Raw genomic sequence first — 23,094 nt, forward strand, 5'->3', positions numbered from 1 at the left:
TTGAGGGAGTCATCAATCCGGCAGGTTGAACGGCGTCACGATCTGCACCTGTGACGGCGCAATCGGCCCGGTCTTCCAGAGCCGGTGGTAGTGCAGGATATGCAGGAACACGTGGCGGGCATCGATCTGCAGGTTGTGGTCGATGATCGCGGCGACTTTTTCTTCGCGCAGCAACTGGCGGTTTTCTTCGTCGAGGTCGTGACCGATAAACACTTCCAGTGGCCGGTCCAGGGCGGCGAAAGCATCGACGATCGCGCGGTTGCCACCGCCGACGCTGTACACCGCCTTGAGTTCGGGATGCTGCTTCAGCGCCTGGGTCACCCGTTCAAAAGTGCGGTCGTACACCCCATAGCCGCCACTGATGTCCACTACCCGCAAGTGCGCGGCACGCCCCCGCAGCCAGGCGCGGAAACCCATTTCGCGCTCTTCTTCGCCACGGAACAACTCACTGCCGATCACCACCGCCACGTCCTGGGGCTGCTTCGGTAGCCAGCGCGACATCAGGTAGGCGGCGGTCTGGCCGGCGGTGCGGTTGTCCATGCCGACGTAGCCGATGCGCTCGCTTTGCGGCAAGTCCGTGACGAGGGTCACCACCGGAATCCCCGCCGCGATCAGTTGCTTGACCGCCTGGTTCACCGCCGGCTCATCAGCCGCCTTGAGCACCACGCCCTGGCTGCCTGTGTCCAGGCAGCGCAGCAGTTGGTCGTGCATGGCCTGGGGCTCAATCTCTTCGAACAGGTGAAAACGCGGGGCAATCCGGAACGGCGCCAGGCTGCCCAGTTGCGCGGTGATCGCTGCCTGCACCGCCGCACTGAAACGTTTGGGCGTATGCATGATCACGTCAACGTGGAAAGTGCGCCCCACCGCCAGGCCGTTTTTCTCCTGGGACTCCAACTCATCCAACGCTTGCTCGATACGCCGCCGGGTCTGGGCGTGCACGCTGCCGCGCTGGTGCAGCACGCGATCGACCGTGGCTTTGCTCACCCCCGCCTGGGTCGCGAGTTGCTTGATGGAGAAGTGTTTTGCGCGTTCGAGCATGGAGCCTCACCTTGAGGTGTTTTTGAGGTGTTTTTTGGGCTTTACTGAGGTTTTGCAATGCTAGTCTCAGTTTCGCCAGGCGTCGAGCCCGGCGATGAACAACAACAAAAAAATCCAGGAGAGCTGCATGCCTAACACCGATCTCGCCACTTCGTTCAGCGGTCAATACTTTGTCGTCACCGGCAGCACCCAGGGCCTGGGCGCCGCTGTGGCCCACACTCTGGCCCGTCGTGGCGCCGCCGGGCTGATCATCTGCGGGCGTCGGCGTGCCCAGGGCGAAGAGCAGATCCGGCAGTTGGCACAGCTGGATTGCCAGGCATTTTTCGTCGAGGCAGACCTGGAGAAGATCGAAGATTGCCGCGCGATCATCGACGCGGCCCGCACCCACTTCGGCACCTTGCATGGGCTGGTGAACTGCGCCGGGATGTCGGATCGCGGCACCATTCTGGATACCTCACCGGCGCTGTTTGATCGGCTGATGGCGGTCAACGTGCGGGCGCCGTTTTTCCTGATGCAGGAAGCGCTGAAGCTGATGATCAGCCAGGGCGTGGAAGGCGCCGTGGTGAATATCCAGAGCGTCACCGGGCATGGCGGGCAATCCTTCCTGAGTGCTTATGCAGCATCCAAGGGCGCGCTGGCGATCCTCACCAAGAACGTGGCGTTCAGTGCCCTGCGCAACCGCATCCGGGTCAATGGCTTGAATATCGGCTGGATGGACACGCCCCACGAAGACGAGATCCAGCGCCAGTACCACGGTGCCGAGGATGGCTGGCTGGAGAAGGCGGAAAGCGCGCAGCCTTTCGGGCGCCTGCTCAAGCCCGAAGAAGTGGCGCGCAGCGTGGCGTTTCTGCTGTCCAGCGAATCGGGAATGATGACCGGCTCGGTGATCGACCTGGAGCAAGGCGTGGTCGGCTGCTCCGACGGTGGCAGCCCGCAGCCCTACCAGGCGCTGGGAGGTGTGTGATGTCGGCATTCGTGACTGAACAGGCAGTGCGCCTGGCGGACTTCAGCCGGATCTGCGCGCAGCGCGTGAGCCGGGATGACTACCCCTTGTGCACAGAAGTGTTGAACAACGTGCCGATCTATCAGGCCCACACCCTGCGCAATAGCGAGCGTTTGGCAGTGATGAATGAACTGCACGGCCTGTTTCGCGATGGGCCGGGGGTGATGGTGGTGCGCAGGGCTTACGAAGATCTCGAAGTGGTCGACCGTCACAGCCAGGTGTTCGACGCGATATTCGCCCATGAAGCGGCGCAGGGCGTGGCCGCCGATCACTTCGCCAAGGCCGGCAGCAATGGGCGAATCTGGAATTCACTGCAGAAGGCCGCGTTGCAGTCGCCGGCATCCTTTGTCGAGTACTACGCCAACCCGCTGCTGGGGCTGATTGCAGAGGCGTGGCTGGGGCCGGGCTTCCAGGTGACCGCGCAGGTGAATGTGGTGCACCCCGGTGGCCAGGCCCAGCAGCCGCACCGTGACTACCACCTGGGATTTCAGACCAACGACGTGGTGGAGCGCTTTCCCCTGCCACTGCACCAACTGTCCCAGTACCTGACGCTGCAAGGCGCCATCGCGCACTCGGACATGCCACTGGAAACCGGCCCCACCCAACTGCTGCCGTTTTCCCAGCAATACGCCCTGGGCTACTTGGCCTGGCGCCGCGAAGACTTTATCGACTACTTCCAGCAACACGCTGTGCAACTGCCGTTGAACAAAGGCGACCTGCTGTTCTTCAACCCGGCGCTGTTTCATGCCGCCGGCACCAACCGCACGCCGGACCGCCAGCGCATGGCCAACCTGCTGCAGATCTCCTCGGCGTTCGGCAAACCCATGGAAGCCCTCGACCGCGACCGCATGATGCTGGCGGTGTACCCCGCCCTGCTGGACAACACTGCGCTGGATGCCCAGGCCGTGGCAGCGGTGGTTGCCTGCACCGCCGACGGTTACGCCTTCCCCACCAACCTCGACACCGACCCACCCTTGAAGGGCCTCGCCCCGCAAACCGGGCAGCAACTGATGCAGCAAGCCCTCGACGAGCGCTGGCCATCTGCGGCCTTTGCAGCCGCCGTGGAGCAGTTGCGGGCCAAGCGCCAAGCGTGAACCACCCGGCTTTAAAACAACAAAAACAACGGAGCACCACCATGAAAAAGCAACTCCTTGCGGCACTCCTTACCCTGGCGATCAGCCCCTGGGCCATGGCCGATATCCGTATCGGCGTGAGCATCGCCCAGGTCGACGATGTGTTCCTCGCGCAGATGCGTGACTACATGGCCGCCCACGCCAAGGAACTGCCCGGCGTGACCCTGCAATTCGAAGACGCCCAGGGCGATGTGGTGCGCCAGCTCAACCAGGTACAGAACTTCACCGCCCAGGGCATGGACGCGATTATCGTCAACGCGGTAGACACCGCCGCCACACAGAAAATGACCGTGAATGCCCAACAGGCGAAGATCCCACTGGTATACGTCAATCGCCGTCCTGAGTTCAAGGAAGTGCCACCGGGCGTGGGGTATGTGGGCTCGGATGAGATCAAGGCCGGTGAGATCCAGATGCGTTACCTGGCAGAAAAAATGGGCGGCAAGGGCAACCTGGCGATCATGCTTGGGCTGCTGTCCAACAACGCCACGCACAACCGCACCCTGGGCGTGAAAACCGTACTCAAGGAGTACCCCGACATCAAGATCGTCGAAGAACAAACCGCAGAATGGCAGCGCGGCAAGGCGATTGACCTGATGAACAACTGGATCGTGTCCGGTCGCAAAATCGACGCAGTGGCCGCGAACGCGGATGAAATGGCGATCGGTGCCGCCATGGCAATTACCCAGGCGGGGATGCAGCCGGGCAAGGACATCCTGGTCGCCGGCAGCGACGGCGGCGCTGCCGGACTGGATGCAGTGAAGAAAGGCCAGTTGCTGGTGACGGTCTATCAGGACAACAAGGGCCAGGCGGTGGGCTCGATTGATCTGGCGGTGAAGATGGTCAAGAAAGAACCCTACACAGCTGAACTGACCATCCCTTACCAGCAGATCACCCGGGAAAACTACCAGGCATTCCTGAATCCTTGAACACCGGCAACAGCATCCGATGTAAGAGCCGGGCTTGCCCGCGATGCAGGCACCTCGGTACATGAGGCAGACCGCGTCGACGCCATCGCCGGCAAGCCAGCTCCTACAAAACCGCGTACCCACGATGCGAAGCGAGCCGCTCTTGATCTCGCTTTTGATCTTAGGCGCCCCGTCAAACACGCTGGCCGGAATTCGACAGGGATTTGGGGGGTAAACCGGCAGGGATGCCGGTTTAGCCGCCCCGCGCCATGGATGGCGCGTGGCGGCGGCCCCCCAAATACCTGTCGGATTACGGGCACACCGAGCCTAGGTGAGGTGCCGAGTGTTGGGGCAAGAGCGTTTTGCTTACTTTTGCGCTGTTCAAAAGTGAGCCGCCGTAAGGGCGGAACCCATAGCAGCCATTACCTAATTAACGGATATGTACTCAGTCAGATCCAACATCCAGGTCGGCAGTTAGGCCGCCTTCGCGAGCAAGCGCGCTCCCACATTGATCTACGGTGCAGCGCTCACACCAACGCGCAAGCCATCCTGTTGGGCAGCCAATGGGACGTACTGGCAGCGAATGCCAGCACTGGCGTGCTGTTCGAATTACTCGGCATCCCGACGCGGGCGACTGAAGGCTTGAACCTGCTGACCACGCTGCTGCAACCGGCCGGCCTCGGCGATCACCTGATCAATGCCGAAGAGATCCGCACCCTGGCCTGGCAGCGCGCCACCCGCGAGTCACTGGGCAATCCCGGATTGGCCGCGCTGCTGGCGAGCCTGCCCACACCGGCCAGCACCGAACTGCCTGAACAGATGCCGCCGCTGGTACTGACGCGCATTCGCACACCTCAGGGTGAACTGAGCTTCCTGTCCACCCTCACCACCTTCGGCATGCCCCAGGACATCACCCTCACCTCCCTGCGCATCGAACATCTGATTCCCGCCGACGAGGCCACCTGGCAGGTGATGCGCGGCGCCTACGCGGATTATGCGGCGCTGGTTTTGTGAAATATCTGTACGTAGACTGCCGCCATACCCCCACTTGAAGGCGGCGAAAAAAACGTGATGCAAGTTACCGAAGTCTCCATTGCCCAATTGCGCGCTGCGCTTGAATCCGGCCAGACCACGGCCGTTGAACTGGTCCAGGCCTACCTGGCACGGATCGATGCCTACGACGGTCCGCAGACCGCCACCGCCTTGAACGCCGTCGTGGTGCGCAACCCCCAGGCGCTGAAAGAAGCCGAGGCGTCCGATGCGCGCCGGGCCAAAGGCGAAACCCTGGGGCCCTTGGATGGCATTCCCTACACCGCCAAAGACAGCTATCTGGTCAAGGGCCTGACCGCGGCATCCGGCAGCCCGGCGTTTGCCAACCTGGTCGCCCAACGCGATGCGTTCACCATCGAGCGCCTGCGCGCCGGTGGCGCCATCTGCCTGGGCAAGACCAACATGCCGCCGATGGCCAATGGCGGCATGCAGCGTGGCGTGTATGGCCGCGCGGAAAGCCCGTACAACGCCGACTACCTGACCGCGCCGTTTGCCTCCGGCTCGTCCAACGGCGCCGGCACCGCGACGGCAGCGAGCTTTGCCGCGTTCGGCCTGGCCGAAGAGACCTGGTCGAGCGGACGCGGCCCGGCGTCCAACAATGGCCTGTGTGCCTACACACCGTCCCGTGGGGTGATTTCGGTACGCGGCAACTGGCCGCTGACGCCGACCATGGACGTGGTGGTGCCCTACGCCCGCACCATGGCTGACCTGCTGGAAATCCTCGACGTGGTGGTGGCCGAAGACCCGGACACCCGTGGAGACCTGTGGCGCCTGCAGCCTTGGGTGCCGATCCCCAGCGTGGCCTCGGTGCGCCCGGCGGCCTACGCTGAACTGGCCGTGCCCGCCGAATCCCTCGCGGGCAAGCGCTTTGGCGTGCCGCGCATGTACATCAATGCCGATCCTGACGCTGGCACCAGCGAGAAGCCTGGCATTGGCGGCCCGACCGGGCAGAAGATCAACACCCGCGCCAGCGTGATCGACCTGTGGGAAGACGCGCGCCAGGCATTGGTCGCGGCCGGCGCCGAAGTCATCGACGTGGACTTCCCACTGGTGTCCAACTGCGAAGGTGATCGCCCCGGCGCGCCCACCGTGTTTACCCGTGGGCTGGTCTCCAAGGAATTCCTCCACGATGAACTGTGGGAGCTGTCGGCCTGGGCTTTCGATGACTTCCTGCGCGCCAACAACGACCCCGCGCTCAACCGCCTGGCGGATGTAGACGGGCCGAAGATTTTCCCCCACGACCCCGGCACTCTGCCCAACCGTGAGGATGACTTGGCGGCGGGCATGGACGAATACGTGCGCATGGCCGAACGCGGCATTACGCCATGGGATCAGATCAGCACCGTCCCCGACGGCCTGCGCGGCCTGGAACGAACCCGGCGGATCGACCTGGAAGAGTGGATGGACACACTCGGCCTCGACGCGGTGCTGTTCCCCACCGTGGCCGACGTAGGCCCGGCGGATGCCGACGTGAACGAAGCCAGTGCCGATATCGCCTGGAGCAACGGCATCTGGGTGGCCAACGGCAACCTCGCCATCCGCCACCTGGGCGTGCCGACCGTCACCGTGCCGATGGGCGTGATGGCGGATATTGGCATGCCGGTGGGGCTGACGTTTGCCGGTCGCGCCTACGATGACTCGGCGTTGCTGCGCTTTGCTTCGGCCTATGAAGCCACCGGCAGCAAACGCCTGATCCCGCCACGTACACCCCCGCTGGCAGCTGACTAAACACCCTCCCTGTAGGAGCCGGCTTGCCGGCGATAGCGGTCTAACCGTAATGGTTGCGCAGCCTGGACCACCGCCATCGCCAGCAAGCCGGCGCCTACAATTGGACTGCGTTTCACATCAAGCGCTGTGGGCGACGGCAATCATATCGATCTCTACCGCCGCCGACTTCGGCAGTTGCATCACCCCCACCGACGTACGCGTATGCACCCCGGCGCTGCCGAGGATCTCGTGCAACAGATCGGAGGCGCCGTTGGCCACTTCACTCTGCTGGTCAAAATCCTCGGCGCTGCGTACGTAAACGGTGATGCGCGGGATCGCCTTGATCCGGTCCAGCGAACCCAATGCTTGCTTGAGCAACCCCAGGCAGCGCAAGGCGCTGATCCCAGCGGCGATTTGCGCCTGCGCCAGGGTCAGGCTGTCACCCACCCTGCCCGGCAGCACGATGGCATCGCCCACGCGGGGGATCTGGCCGCTGATGTACAGGTGGTTACCGTCGCGAACCAGTGGCGTGTAGTTGCCACCGACTTTGAATTCGTCCAGCTGATAGCCAAGGCGTTGCTGGGCGGCCTGGTATTTCTCGTCGGGTGTCATGGGCGTGAATCCTCGTGTCGGCGTTGCCACTCATCCACCATGTCGCCCAGGGTCTTGGGTACTTCGTTGCGAATCCAGGCCATGAAGGGCCGGTCGAACTTGAACCCCGGGCCGCAGTGCTCAAGCATGAAGCGGCGTACGTTCTGCGTGTTTTTGTAGTGTGGGATCACGGGAGTGGCGCGGGTGATGGGGTCGCTGTGCCAGTCAAAATCCATTTTGTCTCTCGGGCGGGGCTGGGTTCCGGCAGTAGCATAGCGATGTGCTACTTGCACAGGAAGCAAAGCGTTGTGTTGAGACATCGTATAAGTTGATCGTCGTTTTATAACGCCATAAAGTCGAATCTTTTCAGGATATTTCAAAATTTCACTTTCCTTCCCCACTGGAAATATTGCATGGTTGTACGACGACTCAACCTGTCGTGTCGGCCCCCAACAACAATAAGGAAACACCCATGCAAAACGTCAAAGTGCTGATCGGTTTTCTGTGCCTGTTCACCGGTTATGTCGCAGCAGCGCCTGCCCCTGCCGAAAAGGATGTGGCCCAAGCGGTCGACCAACTGACCCAAGCCATGCTGCACCTGGACCTCAAGCAGCTTCACGCGCTGACGTCCGACAAACTCACCTACGGCCACTCCAGCGGCAAGGTGCAGAACAAAGACCAGTTCATTGCTGACCTGGAAACCCACACCAGCGCATTCAAGACCCTGGAAATGCAAAACCAGACCATCACCCTGCAAGGCGACACCGCCCTGGTTCGCAACCACTTCCACGCCCTGGCCGTGAACAGTGGCGTTGAGGTCCCTACCGACATCGATAACTTCCAGATCTGGCAGAAGCAGAAAGGCAAATGGCTGCTGATCGGACGTCAGGCCTACAAGTACTGATGCCCACCGGTGAGCCGCTGAACCCGGCTCACCATTCCACCACCCTGCGTACTTTGAGCAATGCCTCGTGCAGCGCGGGCATTGCCACCGAGCCCAGGGCCAGGCGTAACGCGTGTGGGACATGGGCCGAGACGGCAAACGGCTCGGCAGTGGATACCGAGATATTCTCGCGCTGCAAGGTCATGGCGACCTGATCGGCCCGCGCGTCTTCCGCCAACGGCAACCACAAGAAATACGATGAAGGATGGCTGCTGTAGGCCAACCCCTTGAGCACCCGCGCGGCGAGCTCCTGGCGCGCCTGGGCATCTTCACGCTTTTGCGCTTCCAACTGCGCCACGGTGCCATCCTCGATCCAGGCCACCGCGATGGCGCTCATCACACCGGGCACATTCCAGGTGGTGGCCATGATCGTGCGCTCAAGGGGTTTCACCCATTCGCTGGGCGCGGCGACAAACCCCACGCGCAGGCCGGTCGCGACACTTTTCGACAGCCCACCCACATACACCGTGCGTTCCGGCGCCAGCGTCGCCACGGGCGGCGGTGCGTTTTCGGCCAGGAACGCATAGGCCGCGTCTTCGATGATCATCAGGTTGTGCTGGCGGGCGATGGCGACCAGTTGTTCGCGTTGGCCCTTGTCCATCACCCAGCCGAGGGGATTGTGCAAGGTCGGCATGCTGTACACCGCACGCACCGGGCGTCGGCGACACAGGCTTTGCAAGGCGTCCAGGTCCGGGCCTGCGGGCGTCACCGGGATCGCGACGACTTCCAGGTGCAGAGTCTCAGCGAGCACCTTGAACCCCGAATAGGTCAACGCATCCACCGCGATCACATCCCCGGGCTTGAGCAACGCCATCATCGTCACCGCCAAGCCATGCTGGGCACCGCTGACCAGCAGCACCTGGTCGGCCTCCACGCTCAATCCTCTGCTGCGCAAATGCCGTGCGAATGCAGCACGCTCATGCTGGCGGCCGGCGTGGGGCTGGTAACGCAGCAGGGCCTCAAGGTCGCCGGACAACGCCAACTGTCGCAAGGCCGTGCGCAGCAGGTCCGCCTGGCCCGGCAACGAGGGGTAGTTGAAGTTGAGGTCGAGCATCCCCGCCGCCACCGTCATCTGCCCACTGCCCTGCCCCGGTGGCAGCGAGATTTCGCGCACAAAGGTGCCGCGCCCGGTTTCACCGCTGACCAGTCCCATGGCCTCCAGTTCGGTGTACACCCGGCTGGCGGTGACCAGCGCCAGACCCTGCTCGGCCGCCAACTGACGGTGAGTCGGCAGGCGCGTACCGGGCGGCATTTTTCCGCTGCGGATGTCTGCGGCGAACATATCGACCAGGGACTTGTAGCGGGCGCGGGGCATAAGCATGTATCCATGACAATTCTTTGATTGTCTCAATGCTCGCCCCTAGGATGGCTCGGACGCAACCCCCTCTTTCTTCGGGCACCTCCTCATGGAACGTACATCCTCACTCAACACCCTGGACGCCAGCACCCAAGGCTGGATCAACGGCTTTATCGGCGTGGTGATTTTCAGCGGGTCCTTGCCCGCCACGCGCCTGGCGGTGATGGCGTTCGACCCGGTGTTCCTGACCATGATCCGCGCCGCCATCGCCGCCGTCCTAGGGGTGCTGCTGCTGTGGCTGTTCAAGGAAAAACGCCCCGCACGCACTCAATGGATGCCGCTGGCGATCGTCGCCCTTGGCGTGGTGATCGGCTTCCCGCTGCTCACCGCCCTGGCGCTGCAATATGTGACCTCGGCCCACTCCATCGTGTTCATCGGCCTGCTGCCGCTGGCGACCGCTGTATTTGGCGTGCTGCGCGGTGGCGAACGCCCGCGCGCGGTGTTCTGGTTGTTCTCGGTCCTCGGCAGTGTATTGGTGATGGGTTATGCCTTCGCCCAGGGCTTGAGCGCCGCGCCGGCCGGCGATGTGCTGATGCTGCTGGCGGTGCTGGCGTGTGGCCTGGGCTATGCCGAAGGCGCCAAGTTGTCACGCAGCCTGGGCGGCTGGCAGGTGATCTGCTGGGCGCTGGTGGTGTCGATGCCGGTGGTGGTGCCGTTGAGCCTGGTGCTGGCGCCGACAAGCTTTCACGGCATCAGCCTGCCTGCCTGGCTGAGCCTGGGTTATGTGTCGCTGTTCAGCATGCTGATCGGCTTTGTGTTCTGGTACCGCGGCCTGGCTCAGGGTGGCATCGCCGCTGTCGGTCAGTTGCAGTTGCTGCAACCGTTTTTCGGCCTGGCACTGGCGGCGGGCCTGCTGCATGAGCAGGTCAGCCTGGGCATGGTGCTGGTGACGGTCGCGGTGATCGGCTGCGTGGCCGGCGCGAAGAAGTTCGCGCGTTAACGCTGCGGCGCGACCATCTTGAACTTGATGTTGATGTCATTCGACACCACGCTGTTGCCGGCCCATTCCCCCTCGCCGATCTTGAAGTCGCCGCGCTTGAGGATGAACTCACCGTCGAACACGCCAATGCCGCTTTGTTCCTTGAGCACCACGTCGACATCCACCGATTGCGTGGTGCCCTTGATGGTCAGGTTGCCGCTGATCGTATAGCGGTTGTCTCCCAGGGCCTTGACCCCGGTGGATTCATACACGCCCACCGGGTAGGTCGCGGTGTCGAACCAGGACGCACGTTGCAGTTCGTCGTTGGCGTCCGGGCTGCCGGCGTCGATGCTGGCGAGCTGGATCTTCAGCAAGGCATGCCCGGCTTCCGGCTTTTGTGTATCGAAGGTCAAGGTACCCTCGAAGTCGCTGAAGGTGCCGTACACCCGCTGCCCCAATTGCTTGTAGGTAAAGCTGATCTGGCTGGCGGTGCGGTTGACGTCCTTGTATTCCACTGCCTGGGCGCTGGCGCCATAGGCGAGGATCAAGGCCAGTACGGCGACCGGGGACATTCGTCGTTTCATGCAACGCTCCGCTGGAGGTTAAGGACACAGGTACTGAGCTAACACGCCAGACCCGGGATTTATTCCCATCCGGCGTCTGTCCTGCTAAACAGAGTAGTCGCCCAAGCACAACAAGGACTCTGCATGCTCGCCCCCTCACTCCAGGACATCACCGCGCCGGAAGGCATCTGCTACGGCTGCGGCGGCAGCAACCCCCACGGCCTCCATATCAAGAGCCGCTGGGACGCGGACGGCATCCACCTGATCGCTGAACATCTGCCCGACGCCCAATACAGCGGCTGGCCCGACCTGGTCTACGGTGGCCTGATCGCCATGCTGGTGGACTGCCATTCCAATTGGACCGCCATGGCTTACCACTACCGCGCCGAACAGCGCGAGCCCGGCAGCCTGCCGCGCATCGACTGCGTCACCGGCAACCTGGGCATCAAATTCATCAAGCCAACGCCCATGGGCGTCACCCTCACCCTGCGCGCACGGGCCGAGGGCGATGTGGGGCGCAAGACCCGCGTGATCTGCGAGGTGTACGCCGGTGACGTGCTCACCGCGGTCGGTGATTCGATCTTCGTGCGCGTCGACACCGGCCAACTGGCCGCCGCCGCCCATGGTCGCGAGGGCTGATCCTGGTCTACATTGACTGCCACCGCTAATCGAGGACTGCACCGATGACTCGTCTCACCGCGAAAGACTTTGCCCCCGAACTGCTGGAACTCTACGACGGCTACGCCCACGGCAAGATCAACCGCCGCGAATTTCTCGACCGCGCCGCGCTGTTCACGTTTGGCGGCCTAACCGCCTCGGCCCTGCTCGCCGCCCTGAGCCCCAACTATGCGCTGGCCGAACAGGTGAAATTCACCGACCCGGATATCGTCGCCGACTACATCACTTATCCCTCGCCCAAGGGCAACGGCAATGTACGCGGCTATCTGGTGCGCCCGGCCAAAGCGGCGGGCAAATTGCCGGCGGTGGTGGTGGTCCACGAGAACCGTGGCCTCAACCCTTATATCGAAGACGTCGCCCGGCGCCTGGCCAAGGCCGGCTTTATCGCCCTGGCCCCCGATGGCCTGACCTCGGTCGGCGGCTACCCCGGCAACGATGAAAAAGGCGTGGAACTGCAGCAGAAAGTCGACCCGACCAAGCTGATGAACGACTTCTTCGCCGCCATCGAATGGCTGATGCACCACGACAGCAGCACCGGCAAAGTCGGCATCACCGGCTTCTGTTATGGCGGCGGCGTGACCAATGCGGCAGCGGTGGCGTACCCGGAACTGGGCGCGGCGGTGTCGTTCTATGGGCGTCAGCCGGAGGCCAAGGATGTGCCGCGGATCAAGGCGCCGATCATGCTGCACTACGGTGAGTTGGACACGCGGATCAACGAAGGCTGGCCGGCGTACGAGAAGGCGCTCAAGGCCGCCGGCACCACGTATGAGGCGTATATCTACAAGGGCGCCAACCACGGTTTCCATAATGATTCGACGCCGCGTTATGACGAGGCAGCGGCGAACCTGGCGTGGGAGAGGACGCTCGACTGGTTCCATAAATATTTGGCCTAGACACCCGTTAAATGTGGGAGCTGGCTTGCCTGCTCCCACATTGGATCGACTTCGTTCTCGAGGTCAGTGTTCCAAGGCATAACGCCGGCAATGGTTGAGGTAGCCTTGCTCATGGCTCCCCACCAGTTGCACCACGCTGGTCCACAACCAGGACGGTGCATCCAGTTGCTTGGAACGGTTCTCCTGCAACACCGCCATCCAGTCCTTGCGCGTCTCGCGGTCCATCTGCCGCGCATGGGCGATACCCACCACCCGCGCCAGGTAGCCGGCGGCGTGCCTGGCGTCTGTCTCGCTCAACTCATCCAGCTCCAGTTTCATGTCCTGGGGCAGCAGCTCGCGGATAAAGAACCCGTGATCCAGAAAACGCGTGGCCACCATCCGCTCACCCAAGCCGGGTGACAACTGGCGCGCGCCTTCCACCACGCGACGACCGTTGTCCCTGGGCATCTTCGCCCGTGCCGCACGGGGTGCTGCGGCGCCGACGGCCTCCTTGATATCGATCAGGCAGTATTCCTGTTCGTCCTTGTCGCCCACACCGAGCAAGGCGGCATAGCGCAGCAGGCCGAGCGAACTGCAACCCTTGACCCAATAAGCCGAGTCCAGCAGTTCGACCCTGGCGTCCTTGGGCCGGCCCTTGAGCGAGGTGACCAACTGGTGGATTTCGTCCGAGGCACACAGGGTTTCCAGCGCCGCTTTTTCGGCCCGTGACAACGACCAGAAATGCTTGCCCAACGGGATGGTCGGCCGGGCGCTTTCGATGCGCTCGCGCGCCAGGTTTTTCCAGGTGCGCTCCACGGCGCTGCGCATGCCCGCCTTGACCTGGGACGGACGCGGCGGCGCCTGGTCGGGCTTGTCTTTGAACGCCTGTTCGTAGCCCACCATCATCTCTTCGAGCATGCGTGCGGTGGTGACGCCGGGCAGGTCCGAGCCGCGCGCGGCGGTGGCCAGGGACAGGGCCAGGCGCACCAGGTCGTGGGTCGGGTTGCCGATCACTGCCTGGTCGAGGTCGCGGATGTGCATATCGATGCGGCCCTTGGTGTCGCCGGTAGGCCCCAGGTTGCCGGCGTGGCAGTCGCCGCAGATCCAGATCGCCGGGCCGTGGGGCAAGCGGCGACCGGTCTGGCTGTGCAGCCACTCGTAGAACTGCACGGTGCTGCCGCGTACGTAGGCATGGGCAGAGCGCGCCATCTTCAAATTGCGCAATTGGGTCAGGTGTGGCATGCGGGCGGAGGGGCGCGGTGTTTTCATGGAATAACTCAGTGCAGGTGTTGCGGTAGAGCGCTGGCCTCCAGCAAATGTTTCATCATGTTTCAAAAAAACACATTTAGTCTTGCGTCGCCCTCTCCCGCAACCAGCCCTTGAATGCCAACATCGCCGAGGTCTCAGCCCGCGATTGCAGGCGGGTCAGCCAGTAGCTGCCGGTGGTAATGCCCACATCGAACGGTTGGCGGATGACGTCGCTCTCCAGTTGCCGCGAAAACATCATCGCCGGTGCCAATGCCACCCCCATGCCTTGCAAAGCCGCTTCCATCATTGCCAGCGAGGAATCAAACACGATGCTGCGCGGCACCAGGGTATCGGCGGGCAAACCGGCGGCCTGGAACCACAGGCTCCACTCATCGGCGCGGTAGGAGCGCAGCAGGGTGTGTTTCAACAGGTCGGCGGGCGTGTGCAGTTGCTCGGCCAATGACGGCACGCAGAGCACAGTCAGTGGCGCTGCCAGCAGTTCGCAGGCCTCTGTGCCATGCCAGGCACCTGCGCCGAAGCGGATGGCATAGTCCAGGCCTTCGGCGGCCACGTCGACGCGGTTGTTGTGGGTGGACAGCCGCAGGTCGATAAAGGGATAGCGTGCGTGGAAATCCGGCAGCCGAGGCAACAACCAGCCCACGGCAAAGGTGCCGACTGCGCCCACTGTGAGCACTTCGCGGTAATGCCCGCCTTCGAATTGGCTCAAGGTCTGGGCAATGCGGTCAAATGACTCGCGCACTACCGGCAGCAGGGTTTCGCCTTCACGGGTCAGCATCAGGCCGCGGGGCAAGCGTTTGAACAATGTGACGTTGAGTTGCGCCTCCAGGCTTTTGACTTGGTGGCTGACCGCTGCTTGAGTCACACACAGCTCGATGGCCGCACGGGTAAAGCTCAAATGTCGCGCAGAGGCCTCGAAAGCGCGCAGCGCGTTGAGCGGCAAATGGGAGCGCAGCATACTTGACCCTAACTAATCTAATGGCAGGTGCGAGATATCATCGTTTGCCCAAGGCCGGCGAACTGCCTACATTTGCCACGCCCGCGCAGGCTCTCAGTCAATCGATCACTCTCATGGAAGCGATATCATGCCCCAACTCTCCCTGCCTGGAGTGCGTAATTTAAGCGCCCTGGCTTTGTTTCTGGCTGCCGGCCACTGTCTGGCCGCTACCGACCTGCGTACCGTGGTGGACGCCAGCGTCAAGCCACTGATGCAACAGCAGTCTATTCCAGGCTTGGTCGTCGGCATCGTGAAGGACGGCAAAACGCAATACTTTAACTACGGTGTTGCCAGCAAAGACGCTCAGCAACCCGTGAGTGAAGACACCCTGTTTGAAGTCGGTTCGGTGAGCAAGACCTTTACCGCCACCCTCGCCGGTTATGCCGTGGCGACCGGCAAACTGACCCTCTCCGCGCCGGCCAGCGACTACCTGCCGGCATTGCGCGGCGGCCGGTTCGACCACATCAGCGTAATCAACCTGGGCACCTACACTGCCGGCGGCCTGCCCCTGCAGTTCCCCGCCGAGGCGGATAACAACTCGCGCATGATCAGTTACTTCCAGCACTGGAAACCCGACTTCGCCCCCGGCACCCACCGCTTGTACTCCAACCCGAGCCTGGGCCTGTTCGGCTACCTGGCGGCGCAGAGCCTGAAGCAACCGTTCGACCGGCTGATGGAGCAAACCCTGCTCCCGAAACTGGGGCTCAAGCACACCTTCGTCAAAGTGCCCGCCAGCCAGATGGACCTGTATGCCCAGGGCTACGGCAACGACGGCAAGCCGGTACGCGTCGGTCCTGGCGCCATGGACAGCGAGGCCTATGGCATCAAGACCAGCGCTGCCGACCTGCTGCACTACGTCAGTGTGAACATGAACCCGGCCAGTCTGGAAAAACCGTTGCAACAGGCGATCGCCACCACGCACACCGGTTACTACAGCGTAAGCGGCATGACCCAGGGTCTGGGCTGGGAGATGTATCCCTACCCGATCAAGCTCGACGCCTTGCTCGACGGCAACTCGACCCTCATGGCGCGTGAACCGCACAAGGTCGATTGGCTGACCCCGCCGCAAGCCCCCCACGCCGACACACTGGTGAACAAAACCGGCTCCACCAACGGATTTGGCGCGTACGTGGCCTATGTGCCGAGCAAGGGCATGGGCGTGGTGATCCTGGCGAACAAGAACTACCCGAACGGGGAGCGAGTGAAAGTGGCCCATGCGATCTTGAGTGCGTTGGACCACTGACCCACACATCCCTGCAGGAACCGGCTTGCCGGCGATGGCGCCCCTGATACATGCACTGGTTTCAAGGGCCTCATCGCCGGCAAGTCGGCGCCTACAGGGGGGGGCGACTACATGCCGAGCCAGTGCGGCAGCGCCAGGGAGATGAACGGCAGGTAGGTGACCATGATCAGGAACACCAGCAGGATCATCAGCCACGGCAACGCCGCACGGATGGTCTGCCCCAGGCTCAAGCCGGTCACCGCCGAGGTCACGAACAGGTTCAGCCCGACTGGCGGATGCACCAGGCCGATCTCCATGTTCACCACCATCACGATCCCCAAGTGAATCGGGTCGATGCCCAGCTTCATCGCAATCGGGAAGAAGATCGGCGCCAGGATCAGCACGATGGCGGACGGTTCCATGAAGCTGCCCGCTACCAACAGCACCACGTTGACCATGATCAGGAAGCCAATCGGCGTCAGCCCTTCAGAGATCACCCACGCGGTGATTTCCTGGGGAATCTGCTCAGTGGTGAGCACATGGGCGAACAGCATGGCGTTGGCGATGATGAACATCAGCATGATCGCCAGGCGCCCGGACTCCAGCAGTACCTTGGGACAGTCGCGCAGCTTCATGTCCTTGTAGACGAACAACGCCACAAACGCCGAGTACACCGCCGCCACCGCCGCCGCTTCGGTCGGGGTGAACATGCCGCTGTAGATGCCGCCGAGGATGATCACCAGCAACAACAGGCCCCAGAATGCACGGCGTGCGCAGGTCAGCCACTCACGGAAGGTCGCCCGTGGCTGCGCCGGCAACTTCTTGATGCGCGCGACAATGTAGATCGCGATCATCAACATCAGGCCCAGCAGCAAGCCTGGAATCACGCCCGCCATGAACAGCTTGCCCACCGATGTTTCCGTCGCGGCCGAGTACACCACCATCACGATCGACGGCGGGATCAGGATACCCAGCGTGCCCGCATTACAGATGATCCCGGCACCGAATTCCTTCGGGTAACCGGAACGCACCATGCCTGCCACGGCGATCGATCCCACCGCCGCCACCGTCGCCGGCGACGAACCCGACAGCGCCGCAAACAGCATGCACGCCAGCACCGCCGCAATCGCCAGGCCACCGCGAATATGCCCGACACAAGCGTTGGCAAAGTCGATCAGGCGTTGCGCCACGCCCCCGGTGGTCATGAACGCGCCGGACAGCAGGAAGAACGGAATCGCCAAAAACGTGTAGGCGTCAGACGTCTCGAACAGCTTGATCGCCAGGGAGCTGACTGAGTCGGGGCTGAACATCAGGATCGACACCGCCCCCGACAACCCCAGTGCAATTGCGATTGGCACACCCAGGAACATGAACACGAACAACAGCAGGAATAGACAGAGCACGGCCATCAGTGACGCTCCTCATGGCTGCCGGCCAACTTGCTGGCCTCACCAGCCTCGTCGGCCAGCCCCAACCCGACCTGACGGTGGGTAAAGATGCGGTAGAAAATTTCGAGGTAGCGGATGAACACCAGCGCAAAACCGATGGGCACGATGATCACGATATCGCCCACGTCAACGCCGTACTGGTCGAGGTCTTCAGCGCCGATATGGGCGCCCATCACCGCACTCACCCACTTGTAGCTGGCGATCATGAACAGCCCGGCGTAGGCCAGGCAGCACAGGCAGGCGAGCATGCCGAGCACGCGCTGCACCGGGCGCTTGGTCAGCTTGACCAGTGCATCCACGCCGAGGTGGCCGGCAGTGCGCACACCGTAGGAAATACCGAAAAAAATCAGCCAGCCGAACATGGCCTTGGTCAGCGCCACGCTCCACGTCATGTCCTGAGCCCAGGTCATGGTGTGGTCACCCAGCGCGCCGAAGAAGTTGCTGCTCCATGTCCACTTGTCAGACAAGGCAAAGAACAACGTGTAGATGTTGTTGAGCATGACGTAGACGAATGTCACCAGGGTCATGGCGGCCAGCAGGAAGGCGATAAAACCTTCCTCCAGGTGCTCCCAGACGCGCCTTAGCGTTTGCATGGCAAAACCTCGCAAAAGGAACGGGAATGTGAACGCAGATGGCTTTTTGTAGGAGCCGGCTTGCCGGCGATGAGGCCCTTGAAATGAATGCATGTATCTAGGACGCCATCGCCGGCAAGCCGGCTCCTACCGGGTTATTGGGCTTGGTTGGAGGCGTCCGCCGCCTTGATCAGGTCAGCCCCGATCTCACCCTCGAACTTCTGCCACACCGGGCGCATGGCTTCGCGCCAGAGTGCGCGCTGCTCCGGGGTCAGTTCGATGATTTCGCTGGTCTTGGCGTCGACGATCTTCTGCTTGGCCGATTGGTTCAGCGCCTCGGCCTGCTTGTTCACCTCGACGGTGACTTCGACCATGATCTGGTCCAGGGTGGTACGGATATCCGGTGGCAGGCCGTTCCAGAACGTGGCGTTGGTGATCACCATGTAATCGATCAAGCCATGGTTGGATTCGGTGAAGTACTTCTGCACTTCGTTGACTTTCTGGCTTTCGTAGTTCGACCAAGTGTTCTCGGTGCCGTTGACCGTGCCGGTCTGCAGGCCTTGGTACACCTCGGCAAAGCTCATCTTGCGCGGGTTGGCGCGGATCGCCTTGAACTGCTCTTCGAGCACGCTGGAGGCCTGCACGCGGAACTTCAGGCCACGGGCGTCCTTGGGCTCATGCAACGCCTTGTTCGACGAGAGTTGCTTGAGGCCGTTGTGCCAATAGGCCAGGCCGAGGATGTTCTTGTCCTGCATGGACGTCAGCAGCGCCTTGCCCTGGGCGGCCTGGAAACGGTCGACGGCGGCGAGGTCGTTGAACAGGAACGGCAGGTCATAGATCTGCACTTGCTTGGTGTATTGCTCGAACTTGGCCAGGGACGGTGCCAGCATCTGCACGTCGCCCAGCAGCAGCGCTTCCATTTCCTTGCCGTCGCCGAAGAGCGACGAGTTCGGGTACACCTCGACCTTGACCTTGCCCGCCAGGCGTTCTTCGGCGAGCTTCTTGAACAGCAGCGCGCCCTGGCCTTTGGGGGTGTTTTCGGCGACCACGTGGGCAAACTTGATGACAATCGGGTCCGCCGCCTGGGCCAGGCCCGCGGCAAACAAGGTGGCGGCGCACAGCAGCGCCCGGGAAAGCTTGAGCATGGAGAATCACCTTCTTATTGTTGTGTTGTAAGGCAAGGTGCCTGATGTCGTGCGTGTAGTGAATTTCGATTTTTTGATACCTGCGTTCGGTCTGGACGAACGCCAATCTGAGCTACAACAGCGATCCAATGTGGGAGCGAGCAAGCCCGCTCCCACATTTTGATTCGGTTTCTCCAGCTAGATAGAGGCGGCCAGAAGTCGTTGAGCGCGCAACAGCACCGGCGCATCCACCATCTGCCCATCGATCTGGTAGGCCCCTGCCCCATGGGCACCGGCGTCCACCACTCGCTGCGCCCAGGCCAGGTCTGCGGCGCTCGGCGCCAACGCTTCATGGATCACCGCCACCTGCTTGGGATGAATGCACAGCGCGCCGGCAAACCCCATTTCATAGGCATGCCGGATCGACCGGCGCAGGCCCTCGGGGTCGTCGATCGCCGGGTGCACGCCGTCCAGCGGCGCGACCAACCCTGCTGCACGAGAATGCACGATCAGCGCCAGGCGTGCCTGGTCCAGGGCAAACCGAGCAGCCGGGGAATTACTGCTCAGGTTCAGGTTCAGGTCCAGGGCCAGGTCCAGCCCGCCGAACGACAAACGCTCCACGTGCGGCGCATGGGCGATTTCAGCCACGGCCAACAAGCCGCGCGCACTCTCGATGATCGGCCAGATGACTTTGCCGGTGGCGGCCACCACGGCGACCTGGGCCGCGCTTTCAACTTTCGGCAGCAACACGCCCGCCACGTTGGGGTGGGCTTTACAGAACGCCACATCCTCGAAATGCCCGGCATGGTCCGGCGCGTTGATGCGCACCCACACCTGGGCGCTGGGGTTGGCGGTCAAAAACGCCCCGAGGTTATCCCGCGCCTGACGCTTGAGCGGTTCTTCAACCGCATCTTCAAAATCCACGATCACCGCGTCTGCACCACTGGCCAAGGCTTTGGAGAATCGCTCCGGTCGGCTACCGGGCACAAACAGCGCAGAGCGCACAAGAGGGTTTGGCATCACACAATTCCTTATTGTCACGCCCGATGCAGGAGCTGGCTTGCCAGCGATGAGGCCCTTGAAATCAGTGCATGCTCAAGGCCGCCATTGCCGGCAAGCCGGCTCCTGCAAAGGGGTGCGGGGTCAGATGACGCCGCGGGTTTTCAGGGTTTCGATAGCGTCGGCGCTGAAACCGAGCTGGTCGAGAATGGCTTGGCTGTGCTGCCCCAACGCGGGCACGGGGTCCATGCGCGGGGTAAACGCGGCATTGCGTCCCGGTGGCAGCAGCGACGGCAACGGCCCCGCCGGGCTATCGACTTCGCGCCAGCTGTCGCGGGCCTTGAGTTGCGGGTGGTCCCACACGCCTTGCATATCGTTGACACGCGCACTGGCGATCTGCGCGTCTTCCAGGCGCTGGATCACCGCTTCGGCGTCAAGCTGGGCAAAACTGTCGACGATGATCTGGCGCAGCACGTCGCGGTTGGCCGAGCGCTTGAAGTTGGCGGAGAAACGTTCGTCCGTCGCCAATGCCGGCGTGAGCAGCACCTTGTCGCAGAACGCCGCCCACTCGCGCTCGTTCTGCAAGCCGAGCATCACCGTGCCGCCGTCGCCGGTGGGAAACGGGCCATAGGGATAGATCGTCGAATGCGCAGCCCCGGCACGCGGCGGCTGGGGGGCGCCATCGAACGCGTAATACATCGGGTAGCCCATCCACTCCACCAGGCTTTCCAGCATGCTCACGTCGATGCGACTGCCCTTTCCCGTCTTGCCACGCAACAGCAGCGCCGAGAGGATGCCGCTGTAGGCGTACATGCCCGCCGAGATATCGGCGATGGAGCAGCCGGCCTTGGCCATCTGGTCTTCGCCGGGGCCGCCGGTCACCGACAGAAAGCCGCCCTCGCTCTGGATCAGCAGGTCGTAGGCCTTCTTTTTCTCGTAGGGCCCGCCTTCGCCGTAGCCAGAGATATCGCACACGATCAAACGCGGAAAACGCGCATGCAATGCCTCGAACGACAGGCCCATGCGCGCCGCCGCACCGGGCGCCAGGTTCTGTACCAGCACATCGGCGTCGGCCAGCAACGTGTCGAGAATGTCGCCCGCCTCGTCCTGCTTGAGGTCAAGGGTGAGGCTTTCCTTGGAACGGTTGGTCCACACGAAATGCGAAGCCAGGCCGCGCACGCGCTCGTCGTAGCCACGGGCAAAGTCGCCGGTGCCAGGGCGCTCGACCTTGATCACACGGGCCCCCAGGTCCGCCAACTGACGGGTGCAGAACGGCGCGGCAATCGCGTGTTCCAGGCTGACAACGGTGATACCGTCCAGCGGTCGTTGATGAGTCATGACAGTTCCTCAGAGCCAGCCGGCCATGGACGCGGCGTTGCGCAAGTCCCAGACCTTTTCGATCAAGACGTCGGCCTGGGCCGAGGTGCGGGCGCCACTGAAGCGGGTGAGGCGCTGGAATTTATCCGCCAACTCTTCGCGGCTCAGGGTGTTGCCCGGATCGCCCTTGGGCTCGTCGATGGCGCCGTGCAGCGTGCGGCCATCGAGGGTGGTGACGGTGACGCGGCCGAGCCAGTGCCGGGGATAGGCGCCATCGACCTCAGGGTCGAGGGTCATGCTGACCTTGTCGCGAAAGCGCGAGACGGCCGGGTCGGTCAATGCCAATTCATGAAATTCCGTGAGCCCGGCCTTGCCATGCACCGCGATCAGGCCCAGCACGGTGCCCATGGAGAACTTGGCCTGGTGCACACTGGTCGGCACGTTCACCCGACCCAACACATCGATGGCGCCCTGGTGCACGCGTGTTTCCACGTGGGCGATGTCGGCGGCGGTGAGGCTTTCGCGCTGCATCAACTCCAACAGCGCATCGGCGGCGGGATGGGTGTGGCGGCATGAAGCGTGGAACTTGAACGAGGTTTCCAGCAGCGCCCAGCGGCTGCCGAGGTCGGCGGACAACCGGCTCGGTTCGGCATCGCTGGACATACCTGCTGCCAAGCCCTGGTCGCCTTCGAGGATATTGCGCGCGCCGGTCAGCCCATCCGCTGTCAGGTAAGCGGCGAGCAGACCGTCTGCCGCGGCCTTGGCCGTGTGCAGTTGCTTGGAGTCGGCGGCATCGCGCAGGAACTCCCATAGCCCGGCGGCCTGGGTGCCGGCGCTGCCAAGCAGGTTGATAAACTGCTCCTCGTTGAAATCCAAGAGTTTGCCCACCGCCACCGCCGCCGCCAACGTGCCGACGGTCGCGGTGGTGTGAAAGATGCGGTAGTGGGAACGCCCCATGAACTCGCCGATGCGAATACCGGCCTCGTAGCCGGCCACCGAGGCCAGCAGCAGTTCACGGCCGGACTTGCCGAGGTCCTGAGCCGCCGCCAGCGCCGCGGGGAACACCACGGTCGCCGGGTGCAATACGGAGCTGTTGTGCAGATCATCCTGCTCCACCAGATGGGACGAAGCGCCGTTGACCAGCGCGGCGAAATACGCGCTGCTACTGCTGCCATTGACGATCACCTGCGCCGGGCCGCTGCTCGGGCCCATCTTCTGCGCATAGCGTTCGAACAACGGAATCGGATGCGCACCCTTGCTGGCCAGGGCCGAGGCCAGCCAGTCCAGATACAGGTCTTCGGTACGCGCCAGCACGTCTTCAGGCAGTTGCGCGTAGTTCAACTCGGCAAGGAACCGACACAAGGCTTGGGTATGGCTCATGGTCAGGCCC

The 23,094-nt window shown here is 62.8% G+C and carries 22 protein-coding genes and 1 pseudogene; 10 read left to right on the plus strand and 13 right to left on the minus strand.

Features of this window, described 5'->3' with window-relative positions; all coding sequences use genetic code 11:
* Positions 1 to 12: 12 nt before the first annotated feature.
* On the minus strand, positions 13 to 1,038 hold the full coding sequence (locus tag BM70_RS0120510; RefSeq protein ID WP_025857727.1) for a LacI family DNA-binding transcriptional regulator: 1,026 nt from the start codon (positions 1,036 to 1,038) through the stop codon (positions 13 to 15).
* 127 nt (positions 1,039 to 1,165) lie between these two features.
* On the opposite strand from BM70_RS0120510, the gene BM70_RS0120515 reads away from it, so the two are divergent.
* The 5 genes and pseudogenes from BM70_RS0120515 (at position 1,166) to BM70_RS0120535 (ending at position 6,857) form a co-directional block, all read left to right on the plus strand.
* Positions 1,166 to 2,002 (plus strand): SDR family oxidoreductase, encoded by an 837-nt coding sequence (locus BM70_RS0120515; protein ID WP_025857728.1) that lies wholly within the window; start codon positions 1,166 to 1,168, stop codon positions 2,000 to 2,002.
* Positions 2,002 to 3,135: a phytanoyl-CoA dioxygenase family protein gene (locus BM70_RS0120520; protein ID WP_025857729.1), complete on the plus strand. Its 1,134-nt coding sequence runs from the start codon at positions 2,002 to 2,004 to the stop codon at positions 3,133 to 3,135. The genes BM70_RS0120515 and BM70_RS0120520 overlap by 1 nt, the downstream gene beginning before the upstream one ends.
* A 41-nt stretch (positions 3,136 to 3,176) precedes the next feature.
* Positions 3,177 to 4,100, plus strand: coding sequence for a sugar ABC transporter substrate-binding protein (locus BM70_RS0120525; RefSeq protein ID WP_025857730.1), 924 nt, complete (start codon positions 3,177 to 3,179; stop codon positions 4,098 to 4,100).
* Positions 4,101 to 4,613: 513 nt separating this feature from the next.
* Positions 4,614 to 5,093 (plus strand): annotated as a pseudogene (locus BM70_RS0120530) (transcriptional regulator); the annotation flags it as partial.
* Positions 5,094 to 5,147: 54 nt separating this feature from the next.
* Positions 5,148 to 6,857 carry an amidase gene (locus BM70_RS0120535; protein ID WP_025857733.1) on the plus strand — a complete coding sequence of 570 codons (1,710 nt, stop codon included), beginning with the start codon at positions 5,148 to 5,150 and terminating at the stop codon, positions 6,855 to 6,857.
* 117 nt (positions 6,858 to 6,974) lie between these two features.
* Here the strand turns inward: BM70_RS0120535 and BM70_RS0120540 are convergent, their stop codons facing one another.
* Complete coding sequence (locus BM70_RS0120540) at positions 6,975 to 7,448, minus strand: RidA family protein (protein ID WP_025857734.1); 474 nt, start codon at positions 7,446 to 7,448, stop codon at positions 6,975 to 6,977.
* Positions 7,445 to 7,663, minus strand: coding sequence for a DUF6434 domain-containing protein (locus tag BM70_RS0120545; RefSeq protein ID WP_025857735.1), 219 nt, complete (start codon positions 7,661 to 7,663; stop codon positions 7,445 to 7,447). The genes BM70_RS0120540 and BM70_RS0120545 overlap by 4 nt, the downstream gene beginning before the upstream one ends.
* A gap of 236 nt (positions 7,664 to 7,899) precedes the next feature.
* On the opposite strand from BM70_RS0120545, the gene BM70_RS0120550 reads away from it, so the two are divergent.
* Entirely contained in the window at positions 7,900 to 8,331 is a 432-nt protein-coding gene (locus tag BM70_RS0120550) for a nuclear transport factor 2 family protein (protein ID WP_025857736.1), read from the plus strand.
* Between the two features lie 28 nt (positions 8,332 to 8,359).
* Here the strand turns inward: BM70_RS0120550 and BM70_RS0120555 are convergent, their stop codons facing one another.
* Complete coding sequence (locus BM70_RS0120555) at positions 8,360 to 9,685, minus strand: PLP-dependent aminotransferase family protein (protein WP_025857737.1); 1,326 nt, start codon at positions 9,683 to 9,685, stop codon at positions 8,360 to 8,362.
* A 91-nt stretch (positions 9,686 to 9,776) separates the two neighbouring features.
* Between BM70_RS0120555 and BM70_RS0120560 the strand changes: the two genes are divergently transcribed.
* Positions 9,777 to 10,667: a DMT family transporter gene (locus tag BM70_RS0120560; RefSeq protein WP_025857738.1), complete on the plus strand. Its 891-nt coding sequence runs from the start codon at positions 9,777 to 9,779 to the stop codon at positions 10,665 to 10,667.
* Here the strand turns inward: BM70_RS0120560 and BM70_RS0120565 are convergent.
* Complete coding sequence (locus BM70_RS0120565) at positions 10,664 to 11,230, minus strand: YceI family protein (protein ID WP_025857739.1); 567 nt, start codon at positions 11,228 to 11,230, stop codon at positions 10,664 to 10,666. The genes BM70_RS0120560 and BM70_RS0120565 overlap by 4 nt on opposite strands.
* 123 nt (positions 11,231 to 11,353) lie before the next feature.
* Here BM70_RS0120565 and BM70_RS0120570 point away from each other — a divergent pair, with 123 nt between their 5' ends.
* The gene (locus BM70_RS0120570) at positions 11,354 to 11,848 is read left to right on the plus strand and encodes a PaaI family thioesterase (protein WP_025857740.1); all 495 of its coding nucleotides are present in this window, start codon (positions 11,354 to 11,356) and stop codon (positions 11,846 to 11,848) included.
* A gap of 44 nt (positions 11,849 to 11,892) precedes the next feature.
* Positions 11,893 to 12,780 (plus strand): YghX family hydrolase, encoded by an 888-nt coding sequence (yghX, locus tag BM70_RS0120575; RefSeq protein ID WP_025857741.1) that lies wholly within the window; start codon positions 11,893 to 11,895, stop codon positions 12,778 to 12,780.
* 63 nt (positions 12,781 to 12,843) lie between these two features.
* Here the strand turns inward: yghX and BM70_RS0120580 are convergent, their stop codons facing one another.
* A complete protein-coding gene (locus BM70_RS0120580; protein ID WP_025857742.1) occupies positions 12,844 to 14,028 on the minus strand; it encodes a DUF2252 domain-containing protein in 1,185 nt (394 codons plus the stop codon).
* Positions 14,029 to 14,104: 76 nt separating this feature from the next.
* Positions 14,105 to 14,983, minus strand: coding sequence for a LysR family transcriptional regulator (locus BM70_RS0120585; RefSeq protein WP_025857743.1), 879 nt, complete (start codon positions 14,981 to 14,983; stop codon positions 14,105 to 14,107).
* 127 nt (positions 14,984 to 15,110) lie between these two features.
* On the opposite strand from BM70_RS0120585, the gene ampC reads away from it, so the two are divergent.
* Positions 15,111 to 16,265, plus strand: coding sequence for a class C beta-lactamase (gene ampC, locus BM70_RS0120590; protein ID WP_025857744.1), 1,155 nt, complete (start codon positions 15,111 to 15,113; stop codon positions 16,263 to 16,265).
* Positions 16,266 to 16,372: 107 nt separating this feature from the next.
* Here ampC and dctM read toward each other — a convergent pair whose 3' ends face one another.
* The 6 genes from dctM to BM70_RS0120620 form a co-directional block, all read right to left on the minus strand.
* Positions 16,373 to 17,653, minus strand: a complete 1,281-nt coding sequence (gene dctM / locus BM70_RS0120595; RefSeq protein ID WP_025857745.1) for a C4-dicarboxylate TRAP transporter large permease protein DctM — start codon at positions 17,651 to 17,653, stop codon at positions 16,373 to 16,375.
* Positions 17,653 to 18,285 (minus strand): TRAP transporter small permease, encoded by a 633-nt coding sequence (locus tag BM70_RS0120600; protein ID WP_025857746.1) that lies wholly within the window; start codon positions 18,283 to 18,285, stop codon positions 17,653 to 17,655. The genes dctM and BM70_RS0120600 overlap by 1 nt, the downstream gene beginning before the upstream one ends.
* A gap of 134 nt (positions 18,286 to 18,419) precedes the next feature.
* On the minus strand, positions 18,420 to 19,409 hold the full coding sequence (locus BM70_RS0120605; RefSeq protein ID WP_025857747.1) for a TRAP transporter substrate-binding protein: 990 nt from the start codon (positions 19,407 to 19,409) through the stop codon (positions 18,420 to 18,422).
* 177 nt (positions 19,410 to 19,586) lie between these two features.
* Entirely contained in the window at positions 19,587 to 20,408 is an 822-nt protein-coding gene (locus BM70_RS0120610; RefSeq protein ID WP_025857748.1) for a CoA ester lyase, read from the minus strand.
* 123 nt (positions 20,409 to 20,531) lie between these two features.
* Positions 20,532 to 21,725 carry a CaiB/BaiF CoA-transferase family protein gene (locus BM70_RS0120615; RefSeq protein ID WP_025857749.1) on the minus strand — a complete coding sequence of 398 codons (1,194 nt, stop codon included), beginning with the start codon at positions 21,723 to 21,725 and terminating at the stop codon, positions 20,532 to 20,534.
* A 9-nt stretch (positions 21,726 to 21,734) separates the two neighbouring features.
* Entirely contained in the window at positions 21,735 to 23,084 is a 1,350-nt protein-coding gene (locus BM70_RS0120620) for an MmgE/PrpD family protein (RefSeq protein ID WP_025857750.1), read from the minus strand.
* Between the last annotated feature and the right edge of the window lie 10 nt (positions 23,085 to 23,094).

Origin of the sequence: Pseudomonas sp. CHM02, from assembly GCF_000612585.1 — a bacterium.
Taxonomy (GTDB): domain Bacteria; phylum Pseudomonadota; class Gammaproteobacteria; order Pseudomonadales; family Pseudomonadaceae; genus Aquipseudomonas.

Excerpts from the sequence above, each read along its gene's own strand:
- BM70_RS0120510 (WP_025857727.1), bottom strand. The coding sequence starts at position 1,038 with ATGCTCGAACGCGCAAAACACTTCTCCATCAAGCAACTCGCGACCCAG.
- BM70_RS0120515 (WP_025857728.1), top strand. The coding sequence starts at position 1,166 with ATGCCTAACACCGATCTCGCCACTTCGTTCAGCGGTCAATACTTTGTC.
- BM70_RS0120520 (WP_025857729.1), top strand. The coding sequence starts at position 2,002 with ATGTCGGCATTCGTGACTGAACAGGCAGTGCGCCTGGCGGACTTCAGC.
- BM70_RS0120525 (WP_025857730.1), top strand. The coding sequence starts at position 3,177 with ATGAAAAAGCAACTCCTTGCGGCACTCCTTACCCTGGCGATCAGCCCC.
- BM70_RS0120540 (WP_025857734.1), bottom strand. The coding sequence starts at position 7,448 with ATGACACCCGACGAGAAATACCAGGCCGCCCAGCAACGCCTTGGCTAT.
- BM70_RS0120545 (WP_025857735.1), bottom strand. The coding sequence starts at position 7,663 with ATGGATTTTGACTGGCACAGCGACCCCATCACCCGCGCCACTCCCGTG.
- BM70_RS0120550 (WP_025857736.1), top strand. The coding sequence starts at position 7,900 with ATGCAAAACGTCAAAGTGCTGATCGGTTTTCTGTGCCTGTTCACCGGT.
- BM70_RS0120555 (WP_025857737.1), bottom strand. The coding sequence starts at position 9,685 with ATGCCCCGCGCCCGCTACAAGTCCCTGGTCGATATGTTCGCCGCAGAC.
- BM70_RS0120560 (WP_025857738.1), top strand. The coding sequence starts at position 9,777 with ATGGAACGTACATCCTCACTCAACACCCTGGACGCCAGCACCCAAGGC.
- BM70_RS0120565 (WP_025857739.1), bottom strand. The coding sequence starts at position 11,230 with ATGAAACGACGAATGTCCCCGGTCGCCGTACTGGCCTTGATCCTCGCC.
- BM70_RS0120570 (WP_025857740.1), top strand. The coding sequence starts at position 11,354 with ATGCTCGCCCCCTCACTCCAGGACATCACCGCGCCGGAAGGCATCTGC.
- yghX (WP_025857741.1), top strand. The coding sequence starts at position 11,893 with ATGACTCGTCTCACCGCGAAAGACTTTGCCCCCGAACTGCTGGAACTC.
- BM70_RS0120580 (WP_025857742.1), bottom strand. The coding sequence starts at position 14,028 with ATGAAAACACCGCGCCCCTCCGCCCGCATGCCACACCTGACCCAATTG.
- BM70_RS0120585 (WP_025857743.1), bottom strand. The coding sequence starts at position 14,983 with ATGCTGCGCTCCCATTTGCCGCTCAACGCGCTGCGCGCTTTCGAGGCC.
- ampC (WP_025857744.1), top strand. The coding sequence starts at position 15,111 with ATGCCCCAACTCTCCCTGCCTGGAGTGCGTAATTTAAGCGCCCTGGCT.
- dctM (WP_025857745.1), bottom strand. The coding sequence starts at position 17,653 with ATGGCCGTGCTCTGTCTATTCCTGCTGTTGTTCGTGTTCATGTTCCTG.
- BM70_RS0120600 (WP_025857746.1), bottom strand. The coding sequence starts at position 18,285 with ATGCAAACGCTAAGGCGCGTCTGGGAGCACCTGGAGGAAGGTTTTATC.
- BM70_RS0120605 (WP_025857747.1), bottom strand. The coding sequence starts at position 19,409 with ATGCTCAAGCTTTCCCGGGCGCTGCTGTGCGCCGCCACCTTGTTTGCC.
- BM70_RS0120610 (WP_025857748.1), bottom strand. The coding sequence starts at position 20,408 with ATGCCAAACCCTCTTGTGCGCTCTGCGCTGTTTGTGCCCGGTAGCCGA.
- BM70_RS0120615 (WP_025857749.1), bottom strand. The coding sequence starts at position 21,725 with ATGACTCATCAACGACCGCTGGACGGTATCACCGTTGTCAGCCTGGAA.
- BM70_RS0120620 (WP_025857750.1), bottom strand. The coding sequence starts at position 23,084 with ATGAGCCATACCCAAGCCTTGTGTCGGTTCCTTGCCGAGTTGAACTAC.